16 protein-coding genes are annotated in these 16,204 nt (G+C 55.8%); 7 read left to right on the top strand and 9 right to left on the bottom strand.

All coding sequences use genetic code 11. The annotated features are described in order from the left end of the window. Nucleotides 1-2: 2 nt before the first annotated feature. The 3 genes from IM317_RS09655 (at nucleotide 3) to lpp (ending at nucleotide 3,493) form a co-directional block, all read left to right on the top strand. The gene (locus IM317_RS09655; protein ID WP_033145308.1) at nucleotides 3-1,148 is read left to right on the top strand and encodes a PLP-dependent aspartate aminotransferase family protein; all 1,146 of its coding nucleotides are present in this window, start codon (nucleotides 3-5) and stop codon (nucleotides 1,146-1,148) included. A 377-nt stretch (nucleotides 1,149-1,525) separates the two neighbouring features. Continuing rightward, the gene (gene pykF, locus IM317_RS09650; RefSeq protein WP_029739779.1) at nucleotides 1,526-2,947 is read left to right on the top strand and encodes a pyruvate kinase PykF; all 1,422 of its coding nucleotides are present in this window, start codon (nucleotides 1,526-1,528) and stop codon (nucleotides 2,945-2,947) included. 309 nt (nucleotides 2,948-3,256) lie between these two features. Beyond that, nucleotides 3,257-3,493, top strand: coding sequence for a murein lipoprotein Lpp (gene lpp, locus IM317_RS09645; RefSeq protein ID WP_010430241.1), 237 nt, complete (start codon nucleotides 3,257-3,259; stop codon nucleotides 3,491-3,493). A 60-nt stretch (nucleotides 3,494-3,553) separates the two neighbouring features. On the opposite strand, the gene IM317_RS09640 is transcribed toward lpp, so the two are convergent. The 9 genes from IM317_RS09640 to IM317_RS09600 form a co-directional block, all read right to left on the bottom strand. Further along, nucleotides 3,554-4,567, bottom strand: coding sequence for a L,D-transpeptidase family protein (locus tag IM317_RS09640; RefSeq protein WP_033145307.1), 1,014 nt, complete (start codon nucleotides 4,565-4,567; stop codon nucleotides 3,554-3,556). A 97-nt stretch (nucleotides 4,568-4,664) separates the two neighbouring features. Then, nucleotides 4,665-5,081: a cysteine desulfuration protein SufE gene (sufE, locus tag IM317_RS09635; protein WP_033145306.1), complete on the bottom strand. Its 417-nt coding sequence runs from the start codon at nucleotides 5,079-5,081 to the stop codon at nucleotides 4,665-4,667. A gap of 14 nt (nucleotides 5,082-5,095) precedes the next feature. Further along, entirely contained in the window at nucleotides 5,096-6,316 is a 1,221-nt protein-coding gene (gene sufS / locus IM317_RS09630) for a cysteine desulfurase SufS (RefSeq protein WP_033145305.1), read from the bottom strand. After that, nucleotides 6,313-7,584 (bottom strand): Fe-S cluster assembly protein SufD, encoded by a 1,272-nt coding sequence (gene sufD / locus IM317_RS09625; RefSeq protein ID WP_033145304.1) that lies wholly within the window; start codon nucleotides 7,582-7,584, stop codon nucleotides 6,313-6,315. The genes sufS and sufD overlap by 4 nt, the downstream gene beginning before the upstream one ends. After that, nucleotides 7,559-8,305 (bottom strand): Fe-S cluster assembly ATPase SufC, encoded by a 747-nt coding sequence (gene sufC / locus IM317_RS09620; RefSeq protein ID WP_033145303.1) that lies wholly within the window; start codon nucleotides 8,303-8,305, stop codon nucleotides 7,559-7,561. Before sufC ends, sufD begins: the two co-directional genes overlap by 26 nt. A 9-nt stretch (nucleotides 8,306-8,314) precedes the next feature. Continuing rightward, nucleotides 8,315-9,805, bottom strand: coding sequence for a Fe-S cluster assembly protein SufB (gene sufB, locus IM317_RS09615; RefSeq protein WP_049015961.1), 1,491 nt, complete (start codon nucleotides 9,803-9,805; stop codon nucleotides 8,315-8,317). Nucleotides 9,806-9,813: 8 nt separating this feature from the next. Then, nucleotides 9,814-10,182, bottom strand: coding sequence for a Fe-S cluster assembly scaffold SufA (gene sufA, locus IM317_RS09610; protein ID WP_033145301.1), 369 nt, complete (start codon nucleotides 10,180-10,182; stop codon nucleotides 9,814-9,816). A gap of 313 nt (nucleotides 10,183-10,495) precedes the next feature. Then, nucleotides 10,496-11,224 (bottom strand): MerR family transcriptional regulator, encoded by a 729-nt coding sequence (locus IM317_RS09605; RefSeq protein WP_033145300.1) that lies wholly within the window; start codon nucleotides 11,222-11,224, stop codon nucleotides 10,496-10,498. A 188-nt stretch (nucleotides 11,225-11,412) separates the two neighbouring features. Next, nucleotides 11,413-12,633 carry a diguanylate phosphodiesterase gene (locus tag IM317_RS09600; RefSeq protein ID WP_032657802.1) on the bottom strand — a complete coding sequence of 407 codons (1,221 nt, stop codon included), beginning with the start codon at nucleotides 12,631-12,633 and terminating at the stop codon, nucleotides 11,413-11,415. A gap of 336 nt (nucleotides 12,634-12,969) precedes the next feature. On the opposite strand from IM317_RS09600, the gene ycgZ reads away from it, so the two are divergent. The 4 genes from ycgZ to fdhF all read left to right on the top strand — a co-directional run bounded on the left by ycgZ (nucleotide 12,970) and on the right by fdhF (nucleotide 16,184). Beyond that, the gene (gene ycgZ / locus IM317_RS09595; RefSeq protein ID WP_029739771.1) at nucleotides 12,970-13,209 is read left to right on the top strand and encodes a regulatory protein YcgZ; all 240 of its coding nucleotides are present in this window, start codon (nucleotides 12,970-12,972) and stop codon (nucleotides 13,207-13,209) included. A 4-nt stretch (nucleotides 13,210-13,213) separates the two neighbouring features. Then, nucleotides 13,214-13,534 carry a hypothetical protein gene (locus tag IM317_RS09590; RefSeq protein WP_033145299.1) on the top strand — a complete coding sequence of 107 codons (321 nt, stop codon included), beginning with the start codon at nucleotides 13,214-13,216 and terminating at the stop codon, nucleotides 13,532-13,534. A 29-nt stretch (nucleotides 13,535-13,563) separates the two neighbouring features. After that, the gene (locus tag IM317_RS09585) at nucleotides 13,564-13,842 is read left to right on the top strand and encodes a biofilm development regulator YmgB/AriR family protein (RefSeq protein ID WP_033145298.1); all 279 of its coding nucleotides are present in this window, start codon (nucleotides 13,564-13,566) and stop codon (nucleotides 13,840-13,842) included. A gap of 191 nt (nucleotides 13,843-14,033) precedes the next feature. Next, a complete protein-coding gene (gene fdhF / locus IM317_RS09580; protein WP_033145297.1) occupies nucleotides 14,034-16,184 on the top strand; it encodes a formate dehydrogenase subunit alpha in 2,151 nt (716 codons plus the stop codon). Nucleotides 16,185-16,204 lie beyond the last annotated feature (20 nt).

Here is a 16,204-nt window from a genome sequence, read left to right as displayed (position 1 = left end):
TGATGAAAAACCTGGCTACCCTGAGCGTACACAGCGGCGAGTTCAACGACCAGCACGGCGCCGTCATGCCGCCGATTTACGCCACCTCGACGTTTGCGCAACCGTCACCCGGCGAGCATACCGGCTATGAATATTCCCGCAGCGGCAACCCTACCCGCCATGCGCTGGAAACCGCCATCGCCGAACTGGAAGGCGGCACGCGCGGCTACGCCTTCGCCTCCGGTCTGGCGGCCATCTCCACGGTGCTCGAACTGCTGGACAAAGACAGCCATATTGTCGCCATTGATGACGTTTACGGCGGGACGTACCGCCTGATTGAAAACGTGCGCAAGCGCAGCACCGGCCTGCAGGTCAGCTGGGTTAAACCGGACGACTTATCCGGTCTCGAGGCCGCCATCCGCCCGGATACCCGCATGGTGTGGGTCGAAACGCCAACCAACCCGCTGCTGAAGCTGGCGGATCTGGCGGCCATTGCGGCGATCGCCCGCCGTCATAACGTCATCAGCGTGGCGGATAACACCTTCGCGTCGCCGGTGATCCACCGTCCGCTGGAGTCGGGTTTCGATATCGTGGTGCACTCCGCCACCAAATACCTGAACGGCCACTCTGACGTGGTGGCCGGGCTGGCGATTGTCGGGGACAACAGGGAACTGGCGGATAAGCTGGGCTATCTGCAAAACGCGGTAGGCGGCGTACTGGATCCGTTCAGCAGCTTCCTGACGCTGCGCGGTATTCGCACGCTTGCTTTGAGGGTAGAAAAGCACAGCACCAACGCGTTGGCGATTGCGCAATGGCTGGAGCAGCATCCTCTGGTCGAAAAGGTGTTCTATCCCGGCCTGGAATCGCATCCGCAATATCAGCTTGCCCGCACGCAGATGGCCCTGCCCGGCGGGATGATTTCCGTGGTGGTAAAAGGCGATGCGCAACGCGCCACCGAGGTGATTCGCCACCTGAAGCTGTTCACCCTCGCGGAAAGCCTCGGCGGTGTGGAAAGTCTGGTGAGCCAGCCTTACAGCATGACGCACGCTTCGATTCCGCTGGAGCAACGCCTGGCAAACGGCATTGTGCCGCAGCTGATCCGTCTGTCAGTCGGGATTGAAGATCCGAAAGACCTGATTGCCGACCTCAGCCAGGCGCTGCAAAAATAAGCAAAACGCGGCAGGTCAATCACCTGCCGCCATAAGTTGTCATCATGGCTTAACGCCTTGATAACAATATTATGTGAAACTGCACAGATTATTTCTGAAACACCGTTTCCATTTTCCTTTTATCTTAAAATCAGCGTATAATGCGCGCCTAATCCCTGGTGAATGGTTTCAGCGCTTGGAATACAAAAAACAACGTACAACTTCTCCTCTCCTTCGTTGGGCTGTCACTCAGGCACACTTTCTTCTGCACGCTCATTTGATGTCTCCTATCCTTAGTGCGTGTCATATACTCTTTTGCAACACAGGTTTGACTCCGCGGCGGTGCGCCCCCGGAGCGAGATTTCCATATCCTTCCCAACTTAAAGACTAAGACTGTCATGAAAAAGACGAAAATTGTTTGTACTATCGGCCCGAAAACCGAATCTGAAGAGATGCTGACCAAAATGCTGGACGCCGGCATGAACGTGATGCGTCTGAACTTCTCCCACGGTGATTACGCAGAACACGGTCAGCGTATCCAGAACTTGCGCAACGTAATGAGCAAGACCGGTAAAAAAGCTGCGATCCTGCTGGATACCAAAGGTCCAGAAATCCGCACCATCAAACTGGAAGGCGGTAACGACGTCTCTCTGAAAGCGGGCCAGACCTTCACCTTCACCACCGACAAATCCGTTGTTGGCAACAGCGAAATCGTTGCAGTGACCTACGAAGGCTTCACCAACGACCTGTCCGTCGGTAACACCGTGCTGGTAGACGATGGTCTGATCGGTATGGAAGTGACCGCCATCGAAGGCAACAAGGTTATCTGTAAAGTGCTGAACAACGGCGACCTGGGCGAAAACAAAGGCGTTAACCTGCCGGGCGTCTCTATCGCACTGCCAGCACTGGCCGAAAAAGACAAACAGGACCTGATCTTCGGTTGCGAACAAGGCGTTGACTTTGTTGCGGCCTCCTTCATCCGTAAGCGTTCTGACGTAGTTGAAATTCGTGAGCACCTGAAAGCGCACGGCGGCGAGAAGATCCAGATCATCTCCAAAATTGAAAACCAGGAAGGCCTGAACAACTTCGACGAAATCCTCGAAGCGTCTGACGGCATCATGGTTGCACGTGGCGACCTGGGCGTAGAAATCCCGGTTGAAGAAGTGATCTTCGCGCAGAAGATGATGATCGAGAAATGCGTTCGCGCGCGCAAAGTGGTTATCACCGCAACGCAGATGCTGGACTCCATGATCAAAAACCCACGCCCAACCCGCGCAGAAGCAGGCGACGTGGCTAACGCCATCCTCGACGGTACTGATGCCGTTATGCTGTCTGGCGAATCCGCAAAAGGTAAATATCCGCTGGAAGCTGTGTCCATCATGGCCACCATCTGCGAACGTACCGACCGCGTAATGAAAAGCCGTCTGGACTACAACAACGACAGCCGCAAGCTGCGCATCACCGAAGCGGTATGCCGCGGTGCAGTAGAAACGGCTGAGAAGCTGGAAGCGCCGCTGATCGTGGTTGCCACCCAGGGCGGTAAATCAGCTCGCGCGGTGCGTAAATACTTCCCGGATGCGACTATCCTGGCACTGACCACCAACGAAACCACGGCTCGTCAGCTGGTGCTGAGCAAAGGCGTGATCCCTCACCTGGTGAAAGAGATCGCGTCTACGGATGATTTCTACCGTCTGGGTAAAGAAGTGGCTCTGGAGCTGGTTGATCGTGGTCTGGCACAGAAAGGTGACGTTGTGGTCATGGTTTCTGGCGCGCTGGTACCAAGCGGAACCACCAATACCGCATCTGTTCACGTGCTGTAATAATTCCCGAACGAATTAATTTTGATAAAAAGCGCCCTCCGGGCGCTTTTTTTATTCCTGGCATTAGCTAAAGTCATTCAAATTGCAAATCGGGTTTTTCTATTTAATTGCGAATTATCTAAGATGAATCCGATGATAAATGCCTTTTTTTACATAGATTTTTGCTCAAAAAGGGCCGATTCGATGCTTCTTTGAGCGAACGATCAAAAATAGGTGTATTCCCATCAAAAAAATATTCTCAACCCAAAAAACTTTGTGTAATACTTGTAACGCTACATGGAGATTAACTCAATCTAGAGGGTATTAATAATGAATCGTACTAAACTGGTACTGGGCGCGGTAATCCTGGGTTCTACTCTGCTGGCTGGTTGCTCCAGCAACGCTAAAATCGATCAGCTGTCTTCTGACGTTCAGACTCTGAACGCTAAAGTTGACCAGCTGAGCAACGACGTGAACGCAATCCGTTCCGACGTTCAGGCTGCTAAAGACGACGCAGCTCGCGCTAACCAGCGTCTGGACAACCAGGCTACTAAATACCGTAAGTAATAGTACCTGTTAATAAAATGGCGCACATTGTGCGCCATTTTTTTTGCCTGCGTCAAACGGCTACTGCGTCACCTTCTCCCCTTCATCTTCCGCTACCGCAGCGGACACCCGACTGTTCTGCACCGACAACACGCTATTGCTGGCCGACGGGCCGCTCCCTGACGACACGATAACCGGGATCCCGGCGCGGCGTGACAGAGCTTTCTCAATCAGAGCCTTATCGCTTCCCGCCTGAGAAACAAAGGTCGCAAAGTCTGCGGAATGGGTAATGGGCGAGACCTGCGGGTTTTCTCCCTCAGCCTGCGCCAGCGGGCGATGGACTTCAATATAGCGTTTGCCATCCGGCTCCACGGAGAACTTCACGGGTTCATTGATAATCTGTACCCGCGTGCCAACCCGCACCTGTTCGAACAGGGCTTTAATGTCCGGGGCGTTCATCCGCATACAGCCGGAGCTGACGCGCAGGCCAACGCTGTCCGGCGCGCTGGTGCCGTGGATGAGATATTCCCCGTTGCCGACGCCTAAACGCAGTGCGAAGCGTCCCAGCGGGTTATTTGGCCCGGCAGGTACCACCGGCGGTAATTTAATTCCCTGCTCAAGAGAGCGTGCTCTGATGCCCGGCGTGGGCGTCCAGGTGGGATTCGGGATTTTCTGGCTTACGCGCGTGGTCGTGACCGGTGTTTCCAGCCCCAGCTGTCCGATGCCGAGCGGGAAGACCTGAACGATGTTTTCTCCCGGCGGGAAGTAGTAGAGCCGCAGCTCAGCGAGGTTCACCACAATCCCCTCGCGCGGCGTGTCCGGCAGCAGCATCTGCGACGGGATGGTAATGACGGTTCCCGGCGCCGGGTTGACTGGCGCAATGGTATTGTTCGTTTCCAGAATCACCTGCGCCGCGGTATTAAACCGGCGGGCGATGGTCTGCAGCTTATTATCCCCTTCCTGTATCGTGTAGGTTTGATTTTGCCCAATCAGGCGACTGCCTGCGGGCGGCAACGGATAGTCCATCGCGCGGGCCGAATTAAGTGCGCCGAGCGAACTGAGGAGTAATAGAGTTATGAGAGACGCGCGCTTCATGCTGAGATTCCTTATTCACTGGCAGGACGCCAGAAAGCTGAAAAACCAGCGAGGCGGGAACCACCTCGCGAAACAGAATGAATGCTGTTCTGTAAGTCTAGCTAAGGATTGCAGCTTTGGCGCGAATCGCGCGAATCATCGCTTCGAGTCCCTGGGAACGAGACGGGGTGAGGTGTTGGGTCAGGGCCATTTTTTCAAACCACGGGCGGACATCGAACGCGACAATATCCTGCGCCGACATCCGGTGGTAAAGAATAAAGACGATCGCAATAAGCCCTTTTACAATGGCCGCATCGCTGTCGCCGTGCAGTGCTATCGTGCCGTCGTCAGACTGCTCCATCACAATCCACACCTGGCTCTGACAGCCCTGAATAATATTTTCCGGGTTATGCGCCTCTTCACCGAGCGGCGGCAGACGCTGCCCCAGCTCGATGATATACAGGTACTTCTCTTCCCAGTTTGCGCAACGCCCAAAGTTGCGCAGCAATTTGTCTCTGTCCGGCAGTTCTGCCATCTTTCGCCTCTCCGTTAGCCCAGCAGCTGGTGAATGCGCTTAAGCCCCGCCACCAGCCTGTCGACCTCTTCCGTTGTGTTGTACATCACCAGCGACGCGCGGCACATTGCCGGCACCTGGTAAAACGCCATCAGCGGCATGGCGCAGTGGTGCCCGGTACGGACCGCCACGCCGTAGTTATCGAGGAAACTGCCCACGTCATAGGCGTGATGTTGCCCGAGATTGAACGCGATCACCCCTTGCCGGTCGGCAGGCCCGTAGAGGGTCAGATCCGGCACGCTGGCAAGCTCGGCAAGCGCATAGTGCATCAGCAGCTGTTCGTACTCCTGAATGCTCTGAAGGCCGATTGCGGAGACGTAGGAGACCGCCGCCCCCAGCCCGATAATCCCGCCGGTATTGGGCGTGCCCGCCTCAAAACGCCACGGCGCGCGCGCATAGGTGGTGCCTTCCGTCAGGCTAACGGTGGCGATCATCGATCCGCCCCCTTCCCACGGCGGCATCGCCTGCAGGATATCTTCTTTCACGTACAGTACGCCAATCCCGGTCGGCCCATAGAGCTTGTGGCCTGAAAAGACGTAGAAATCACAGTCCAGCGCCTGAACGTCAACCGCGTGGTGCATCACCGCCTGAGCGCCGTCAATCAGCACCTTCGCGCTGGCCTGGTGGGCTTTTTCGATAATCTCTGCCACCGGGTTTTCCGTCCCGAGCACGTTAGAGACCTGGGTGACCGCCACCAGCCGCGTTTTATCATCCAGCAGTGCGTCGAGCTGCTCAAGCTGCAGCGTCCCGTCAAGGTTAAGCGGAATGACCCGCAGCTGCGCGCCAACGCGCTCACAGAGCATCTGCCACGGCACGATATTGGCGTGGTGCTCCATCTGGGTGATGATGATGTTATCCCCCGCGTGGACCTGCGCGTTGCCCCAGCTGTTAGCGACTAGGTTGATCCCTTCGGTGGTTCCGCGCACGAAGACCAGCTCCTCGGGCGATTTCGCATTGAGGAAGGCGGCAATTTGCGTGCGCACGTTTTCCATACGCTGGGTCGCCTCGGCGCTCAGGGTATGAATACCGCGATGCACGGCGGCGTAGCCGTGGCGATAAAACTCGGCTTCCGCATCCACTACCGGGTTAGGCTTCTGCGCGCTGGCCGCGCTGTCCAGATAGGCCAGAGGAAGACCGTTTACTTCACGGGTCAGAACCGGAAAATCTGCCCGTACTTTCTCGACGGGAAAACTCATGCTTCGCCTCCAGGCAGACGCTGACCGATACGCGCCAGCACCTGCTGTTTCAACTGACCATCGTTCAGCGCCTCCGTCAGTTCGGCGGCAAACGCATAGATAATCATTTTCTGCGCCGCCTGCTGGTCGATACCGCGGGAACGCAGGTAGAACATCTGCTCGTCGTCGATGCGCCCGACCGTCGCACCGTGGCTGCACTTCACGTCGTCGGCGTAGATCTCCAGCTGCGGTTTGGTGTCCACCTCCGCCAGGCGACCTAACAGCAGATTGTTGTTGGTCATCTGCCCGTCCGTTTTAATGGCGTGCTGTGCCACGTTGATCAGTCCGTTAAACACCGCGCGCCCTTTATCACTCACGATAGTTTTATGCAGCTGGCGGCTGTTGCAGTAGCCTTTGTTGTGCTCAAGCCAGGTGCGCGTGTCGCACACTTCAGATTTAACCGGCATCGCCAGGCTGTTGATGCGCAGCGTGGTGTTTTCACCGTTAAGCTGCGTGCTGGTGTTGTGGCGCAATACCGACCCGCCGAGCAGGAAGCTGTGGCTGTACGCTGCGGCATCCTGACCCAGCACAATGTCGTTATGAGCAAAGTGGTGGCTCTGCGCATTTTCAAACGCCAGCTTGACGTGGTGAAGCTGGGCATTGGCGGCAACGTTCATCGTCAGACGCGATCCGGTAAAGTGCCGGATATCGTTAAGGCTGACGTAATGTTCGATTACCGTGGCCTCCGCTCCCTCCGCCAGCTCAAGATGGTGGCGATAGTGCGCGGTGTTGATTTCGTCGCCGTCCAGACCCTGGGTGATGTGCATCAGCAGCAGCGGTTTTGCCGGACGCTGGTTACGCTTCACGCGGATATGCGTCACGCTGCGGGCCAGGCTCTCGGTCAGGTGCAGGAAAACCTCAGGCTGAACCGGGGCGCTCAGGGGCTGGCGATCGTCGTTTATCTCAATCTCAAATCCGCTCCCCTGAAGGGCGTCGCTCAGCTCCGGACGGAACTCACCGTCGACAAACACCAGGCGCACGGCGTCCACGTTTACGGCCAGCGCGTCACGCTGCGCCGGGGTGAGATCCGCCAGGCGGGTCACAAACTCGGCGTTCAGCAGGCCATCAAGCGGGGTGTATTTCCAGTTCTCATGCTTACGCGTCGGCAGGCCGAGACGCAGCATCTGCTGCAGATGCTGCTGCGCCTGCTCAGAGCGCGTGCCGCCCTGGGCTTCAAACAGCCGGTGCCACTGCTGGAGCGCATTACTGCTGTTCGGTAAGCCAGCCATAGCCCTGCTCCTCCAGTTGTTTAACCAGCGTGAAATCACCGGATTTCACAATACGCCCCTGGTAAAGCACGTGAACGTAATCCGGCTTGATGTAGTCCAGAATGCGCTGGTAGTGGGTGACGATAATGAACGAACGCTTGCCGTCGCGCAGGGAATTCACGCCGTCAGCGACAATCTTCAGGGCGTCGATATCCAGACCGGAGTCGGTCTCATCCAGAATGCACAGCTCGGGCTCCAGCACCGCCATCTGCAGAATGTCGTTACGCTTTTTCTCGCCGCCGGAAAAGCCAACGTTCACCGAACGGGTCAGCAGATCTTCCGGCATTTTCAGCAGCTTGATCTTCTCTTCCATCAGGTCCTGGAAGTCAAAGCGGTCCAGCGCCTCCAGGCCGCGATACTTGCGCACCGCATTCAGCGCCGTCTGCAGGAAGAATTGGTTGCTGACGCCCGGAATTTCGACCGGGTACTGGAAGGCCATGAAGATGCCTTCTCCCGCGCGGTCTTCCGGCGACATCTCAAGCAGATCTTTGCCGTTAAACTCCACCGAGCCGTGGGTTACCTCATAATCTTCGCGCCCCGCCAGCGTCGCAGAAAGCGTACTTTTCCCGGAGCCGTTCGGCCCCATGATGGCGTGAACTTCGCCCGGCCTGACGTCAAAATTGAGGCCACGCAGGATGGCTTTGTCTTCTACGCTAACCTGTAAATCTTTAATGCTTAACATGTGCTTTCCTTAACCGACGCTGTGTTCAAGACTAATGGCGAGGAGTTTCTGGGCTTCAACGGCAAATTCCAGCGGCAGTTCAGAGAACACGTCCTTACAGAAGCCGTTAACGATCATCGAGATGGCGTCTTCTTCGCTGATCCCGCGCTGCAGGCAGTAGAAGAGCTGATCTTCCCCAATCCGCGACGTCGTCGCCTCGTGCTCAAGCTGGGCCGTGTTGTTACGGCACTCGACGTACGGGAAGGTATGCGCCCCGCAGTCAGCGCCAATCAGCATCGAGTCACACTGGGTAAAGTTTCTCGCATTGGTGGCCGTCGGCATGATTTTCACCAGCCCGCGATAGCTGTTCTGGCTATGCCCGGCAGAGATCCCTTTCGAGATGATGGTTGATTTGGTGTTTTTACCAATGTGGATCATCTTGGTGCCGGTATCGGCCTGCTGATGGCCGCTGGTCAGCGCCACCGAGTAAAACTCACCGATGGAGTTATCCCCGCGCAGAATGCAGCTCGGGTATTTCCAGGTGATGGCAGAGCCGGTTTCAGACTGGGTCCACGACATCTTGCTGTTTTCGCCTTCGCACAGCGCGCGCTTGGTGACGAAGTTCAGGATACCGCCGGTATTGCCGTCGCCCGGGAACCAATTTTGCACCGTGGAGTATTTCACCTCGGCGTCTTTGTGGATGATGACCTCCACCACCGCCGCGTGCAGCTGGTAGCTGTCGCGGACCGGGGCGGAGCACCCTTCGATATAGCTGACGTAGCTGCCTTCATCCGCAACCAGAATCGTGCGTTCGAACTGGCCGGTTTTTTCGGCATTGATGCGGAAATAGGTGGACAGCTCCATCGGGCAGCGCACGCCTTTCGGCACATAGATAAAGGTGCCGTCAGAGGCTACCGCCGCGTTGAGCGCCGCAAAGAAGTTGTCGTTAGAAGGCACCACGGTCCCAATGTATTTTTTCACCAGTTCCGGATGATCGTGAATCGCTTCGCCGAAGGAGCAGAAAATGATCCCCTGCTCTGCCAGCTTCTCGCGGTAGGTGGTTGCCACCGAGACGGAGTCGAAAATGGCGTCCACCGCCACCTCTTTCCCCTCACGCACGGGCACGCCAAGCTGGTTAAAGGCTTCTTCCACCTCTTTGCTGAGGAAACTGTTCTCCGCACCGGTTTGCTGCACCGCGCCGGGCTGCGAGGCGCAGGTATCGTCACAGCTGCCACAGGAGGGCGCAGAATAGTAGCTGTAATCCTGATAGTTCAGCTTGTCGTAGTGCGCTTTCAGCCAGTGCGGTTCTTCCATCTCCAGCCAGGCGCGGAAGGCGCTCAGGCGGAACTCCAGCATCCACCCGGGCTCGTTGCGTTTCGCTGAGATCGCCCGCACGACATCTTCGTTGATGCCTTTCGCCAGCTCATCGGTCTGCAACTGGGTGAAGAACCCCTCTTTATAGTTGAGGTGCCCACCGCCCCAGGTATTTACTTCACTCGTTGCTTCAGTATTACGAGACATAGTACCGCCTATACCCCAAAGCTTTCGCCGCAGCCGCATTCGTTCTGGGCTTTCGGGTTATGAAATTTGAATAACTGGTTTAAGCCTTCGCGGACGTAGTCCACTTCGGTGCCGTCAATAAACGGCATGGCCTGCAGCGCGACGTACAGCTTCGCGCCGTCAGTCTCGAACACCAGGTCATCTTTCTCGGGTTCGGTGACGGTATCGAGCACGTAGCCGAAACCCGCGCAGCCGGTCTGTTTGACGCCTAAACGCACGCCAAGGATCTCGGGCTTTTTCGCCACCAGATCGTGAATATGTGCCGCCGCCGCTGGCGTGAGCGTTAAGCCGCGCCAGGCAAAATCGGCAGGATTAAAGGTTTCTGAATGCAGTTCCATAGGTCCACCTCATCTGATAAGCCATCAGGGCATAACACCATGTTAGTGATAACGATTATCACTTCAACCCTCTGTCAGCAGGGGCATTCGGCTAAACCGCCCTTTTTGCCTACTTTTATTAAGCATAGACCCTGTGAGAGGATGCAGTCAGGATGGATGTATTTGTTCAATGCATTGATTAATAATGCATTTCGTCGCGGCATTTATGACAGGGAAGAGAAAAGTAAAATATGCATCGGAAATGCCTATTTTTGAGATAGCTTTTGCTCAGAAAATGACAAAAACAAAAAAAGGCCCTCAAGGCCTCTGTTAATCAGTGATGAAATGAGACAGCAAACCCCTGTTCACGCCAGTGGTCGAGCTGTTCCTGCTGGCGAGGCGTTGGGGATTTCCCCGTCCAGACGAAGATTTTTTGCCCAGGGAACAGTTCAGGACGCGGCGAATCAATAGGTTCCGCCAGGACGTCAATGTGCCAGCCCTTCTGCGATAAGCGCGCGGCTTCCAGCCACAGGTGGGTGCGGTCATCGCATTCCCAGCCAATCAGAAGCGCGTCTTTACCGGCTTTTTTGCGGGATTCCGCCAGGCTTGCAATCGCGAATTCGATCAGGACGCCGTCAAACAGGCTCGCCATGTGACGCACGGTGTTTTGATCCTGATTCATGCGCTGACGAACGGGAGAAATAATATTGTCAATCAGCGCATCTATCGCGTGATCGCGGCGGAATTCGCCCATTTTGGCGCGCAGCTTTGCCGGGCTGGCGTAACGCAGAACGGTCATCATCTCTTCCTGGAACGAGACCCAGTTGCCCTGAGTCAATACTTCTTTGTTTTCCAGCAAGGCTTTGACTTTTCCGACCGAGACGCCGCTTTTCATCAGGCGCTTGATCTCTTCTATGCGGAGGATATCTTCATCGTCAAACTGACGATGACCCCCTTCGCTGCGCTGCGGCTTCAACAATCCATAACGGCGCTGCCAGGCACGCAGCGTAACGGGGTTGATACCGCATCGTTCGGCCACTTCGCCGATACTGTAATAGGCCATTAACTCCCTCACGCTCAGAACTTCCATACCTAACTGCACCAACCTTATCAGATTGTACACACCATTTGTATAACTAAGACCGCATTTTGCTCAGGTGAATGGGCTACTCCTCCCTTCACCTGTTAATACATTGTTGTATAAAAATTACCATTCGTACAGTTAACTCTGCCGTAAGGTGTACAGCTTTATCAGAAATCGAACTTTTTCTCCGGCCACGCAATCGCGGGAATACCGCCGTGTCGCGGGCTGGCAAAAAGATGTCCCTGGAACTGGGAAATCCCGGCGGATTCCAGCCACATCCACTCTTCAGCCTTCTCTACTCCTACCGCGCAGAACTGGATCTCAAGCGAGGAGCAGCATTTAATAATCGCCTGAATAATGGCCTGTCGGGGGCCACTTTTATGCACGTTCGCGACCAGATCGCGATTAATCTTAATTCTGTCCGGCTGGAACTGCGCCAGCAGCTGCAGCCCGGCAAAACCGGCGCCAAAGTGATCGATCGTCACGCTGATACCCGCGCTTTTTAACTGCCTGACCGAATCCGTGAATTCATCAAAACGGGAAATGGCTTCGCTCTCGGTGAACTCCACCACAATTTGCTCGGGTACAAACCCATTGGCTTCAATCGCGGTGAGCAGGAAATCCACGGCGTTGGGAATGTTGACCAGCGTCATGGGCCGCAGGTTGAGGGATAACGTCTGGTCCTGGAGCCCCAGCGCGCTGGCCATGGAGAGCGCCACCTGCTTGCTGTGTAAATCAGAGGCGTACACCTCGTCACGCGGCAGATTAGCAAAGTAATCTCCCGGTGCGCCGCCGTCAGGCGTGCGGAGAAGCGCCTCCCAGGAGACGACCTGCTGCATAAACGGATCGACTATCGGCTGGAACGCAAAGCTGCAATCCGCCCCTTTCGCGACCACTTCGGGCTGCGCGGACAGGCGCGTTTCTTCGCGAACGAACTCCCAGGAATCCGCAGGCGGCAGTTCAAAATAGTTCGCTTTTTCCGTGGCCTCGACAAAGGTGCGGAAAAACTGCAGCGGGCGGTCATTATACGTCAGCTGATAGCGTGTCGTCCCCCTGTTGAGCACCTGCTGCAGCACTTCGTCCCTGTCGAAGTGGCGCAAATCAAAAAGCTCCATGCCCACGTTGCCAAAACGCCGGACAGGTCCGTGATCGCGCATCAGCTCCACCACGTTATGGTGGCGCGGGTCGTTGCAGATCTGCTCATAGATAGCAGAGACGTGTTCCACTGGCCCTTCAAGCAGCTGAAAAAAATGTGTGCCGTTAAACAGCAGGATCCCCGTGACGTTGGATTGCCGGTTTTTACTATTTGCTGCAGCGACCATGGCTTCCAGCGCTTTCACTGGAACGTCCTCGCAGATATGGCTGCGGTAAATGATGGTTGTGAGCATGCGATTCCTGGGGTTAGGGTTTTGGCCACAAAAAGGTGGATAAGTATCATTTATAGCACATTCATTGCCTGACAAATAATTTACATCTCAATCATTTACGGCAGTTAATGAAACATTTTTCTGCGCTGTACAACTTACCAGTGTCAGACCTTTTTGTACAATATATCCTGTAACATTACCGGTTCATACCAACTAATTAACCATCTGAAAATAAAGCAATTTATAAAATATATCATAAAAATATTAAAAATCTGTACATTTTAAGTGTACAGATTTAAGAATTGTGTATACCTTAATTGTAACGTTAGTGATTACAAAATTTTACAGGAGCGAAACATGCAGCAGAAAGGTTACGCCACAGATTCCGCAGCAGCGATCGCACAGTACTTCGAAAAGGCGGCGCTTCCTACTCAGCAGGAGACGCTGGGCCAGGTGGTTGTCGAAATCCTCAGCGACGGGCGAAACCTGAATCGCAAATCGCTCTGTACCAAACTGCTCAGCCGCCTCGAAAGGGCCGATGGTCCGGAAGAGGAAGAGCACTACCACATGCTGCTTGGTCTGCTCTTCGAACGGTAACGTGATGAATAGCAGTGACGCAGACCGACTGATCGACACGCTTATCGGTGAAGCCGTTCTCTCTCTTCTGAAAGAGCGGGGGCCAGTGACAACCGAAGGATTGCTGCAGCGTCTGCGGGTAATGAAAGAACATGAAAAGGATCCCCGGCGGCGGGAGACACTTGCGGTGGTGATTGCCGAGATCGGCTCAAACAGCATCGCCTTTACACGTCGCAGAACCGCGCAAGGACGAACGAACAGAGAGGGACCTCTCAACGATAACAGAGACAATGTAGTGCCGTTATTTGGAAGTGGAAAACCGTCCGACCCCAAAAAAATACATTGACTGCAATTTAACAGCTACGGTGAGAACAAATGAGACAAAATATTCAGCTTCAACCCGAATACCACTCTGCTTTTTTAGACAGTGCGCTGGCGGAATATTTCCGTCATGCAGGCGATCGTTTTGCTGAAGAGTCCGCTATTTTTTCTACTGCAGTACGCTGTGTTCTGGCCTCCGAAGGCCATCTGTCCAACAAAGCGATCATCCTCTGGCTCATTCAGACGCTGGAAGCGACCCGTGACGTTGTCCAGGCGGATGTGATTCGCAAGACGCTGGAAATTGTCGTGGGCTACACCATGGACGACCTGTAATTTCACGGCTCCTCATCCTGCTCTCGTGTCATCGTCAAAACTGACGAACAGCCTGACGATGACACGCGCCTTCCCTGCTTAACACCCTGTAAAACCAGCAAAGCCAACCTGGCACGGTTCCTGCTTACCTCCGTGTACGGGACTGGATTTTCCAGTCAACTTTGCTTCATTTCTTAACAGGTCTGTTATTGATGAAAAAGATCGCCAGCGTCTGCCCCTACTGCGGTGCAGGCTGTAAATTAAACCTTGTCGTTGAAAATAACCGTATCATCCGTGCCGAAGCCGCAGAAGGCGTCACAAACCAGGGCACCCTGTGTCTGAAAGGCTTTTACGGCTGGGACTTCCTCAACGATACCCGTCTGCTCACCCCGCGCCTGACCCAGCCGATGATCCGCTACCGCAAAGGCGAGGCATTCACTCCCGTCACCTGGGAAGAGGCTATCCGCTACACCGCGCACAAACTCAGCAGCATTAAAGCGCAGCACGGGCCGCGGTCGATCATGACCACCGGATCCTCTCGCGGAACCGGCAATGAAACAAACTATGTGATGCAAAAATTTGCCCGCGCGGTGCTGAACACCAACAACGTGGACTGTTGCGCGCGCGTCTGTCACGGCCCTTCCGTGGCCGGTTTACAGGAAACGCTCGGCAACGGCGCGATGAGCAACTCAATCAGCGATATTGAAAACTCAAAATGCCTGCTGGTGTTTGGCTATAACTGCGCGGACTCCCACCCTATCGTCGCCCGGCGCGTGCTGAAAGCGCGGGAAAACGGCGCAAAAATCATCGTCTGCGATCCGCGGCGCATTGAAACGGCGCGCATCGCCGACCAGCATCTGCAGCTGAAAAACGGCAGCAATATGGCGCTGGTGAACGCCTTTGGCTTCGTGCTGCTGGAAGAGGAGCTCTACGACAAAAGCTACGTGGCGCGCTTTACCGAGGGGCTTGAGGCTTACCGCCAGACGGTGAAAGACTATGCGCCGGAGAAGGTTGAGCATCTTACCGGCATTCCCGCCCGCGACGTTCGCCAGGCGATGCGTACCTTCGCGGCGGCCCCTTCCGCCACCGTGATGTGGGGGATGGGCGTGACCCAGTTTGGTCAGGCCGTGGATGTGGTCAAAGGGCTTTCCAGCCTGGCGCTGCTGACCGGCAACCTCGGGCGCCCTGCCGTCGGCGTCGGTCCCGTGCGCGGGCAAAACAACGTTCAGGGCGCCTGCGATATGGGCGTTCTGCCGAATATGTTCCCGGGCTATCAGGATGTGACCGATCCGGCGGTCAGGCAGAAGTTTGCCGATGCCTGGGGAATTGACGCCACTAAAATGGACGATCGGGTCGGGACGCGCATTACCGAGGTGCCCCATCTGGCGCTGGAAGGCAAGGTCAAGGCCTACTACATCATGGGGGAAGATCCGCTTCAGACCGAAGCCGATCTCGGTCTCGTTCGCAGCGGTTTTGAGGCGCTCGACTTTGTGGTGGTTCAGGACATCTTTATGACCAAAACGGCAGAAGTGGCGGACGTTCTGCTTCCTGCCACCTCCTGGGGTGAACACGGCGGCGTCTTTACCTGTGCCGATCGCGGATTCCAGCGTTTTGGCAAAGCCATTGAGGCCAGCGGCAACGTGAAGCGCGACTGGGAGATTATCAGCCTGCTCGCCACCGAGATGGGCTACCCGATGCATTATGACTCCAACCAGCAGATCTGGGACGAGATGCGCGAGCTGTGCCCTCTCTTCTACGGCGTGACGTATGAAAAAATGGGCGAGATGGGCCACGTGCAGTGGCCGTGCCCGACGCTGGATCATCCGGGAACGCCGTACCTGTACAAAGACAATCAGTTCGACACCCCAACCGGTAAAGGGCAGCTCTTTGCCGCCCCGTGGCGCGCGCCGGCGGAAACCCCGGACGCGGATTTCCCGCTGGTGCTGTGCACGGTGCGTGAAGTGGGGCACTACTCCTGCCGCTCGATGACCGGGAACTGCGCCGCGCTGCAAAGCCTGGCCGATGAGCCGGGCCGGGTGCAAATGAACCCAGCCGATGCGCAAAGGCTGGGCATCGCGGAGGGCCAGCTGGTCTGGGTGCGCTCGCGTCGCGGCAAAGTGATTACCCGCGCCAGCATTAGCGAGCGTATCAACGCCGGGGCGGTCTACATGACCTATCAGTGGTGGATTGGCGCCTGCAACGAGCTGACCCAGGATAATCTCGATCCCATCTCCAAAACGCCGGAAACGAAGTACTGCGCGGTGCAGCTGGAGGCGATTGAGGACCAGCGCTGGGCGGAGGATTTTGCGGCGTCGGCGTATCAGTCCATGAAGTCGCGGCTGATCAACGCCGTCAATGTCTGAGGAAAATATCGGGTGGCGTC

This window comes from Enterobacter cloacae complex sp. S3, assembly GCF_014930495.1.
In the GTDB taxonomy this organism is placed as follows: domain Bacteria; phylum Pseudomonadota; class Gammaproteobacteria; order Enterobacterales; family Enterobacteriaceae; genus Enterobacter; species Enterobacter asburiae_B.
This window is presented reverse-complemented; position numbering and strand designations above follow the sequence as displayed.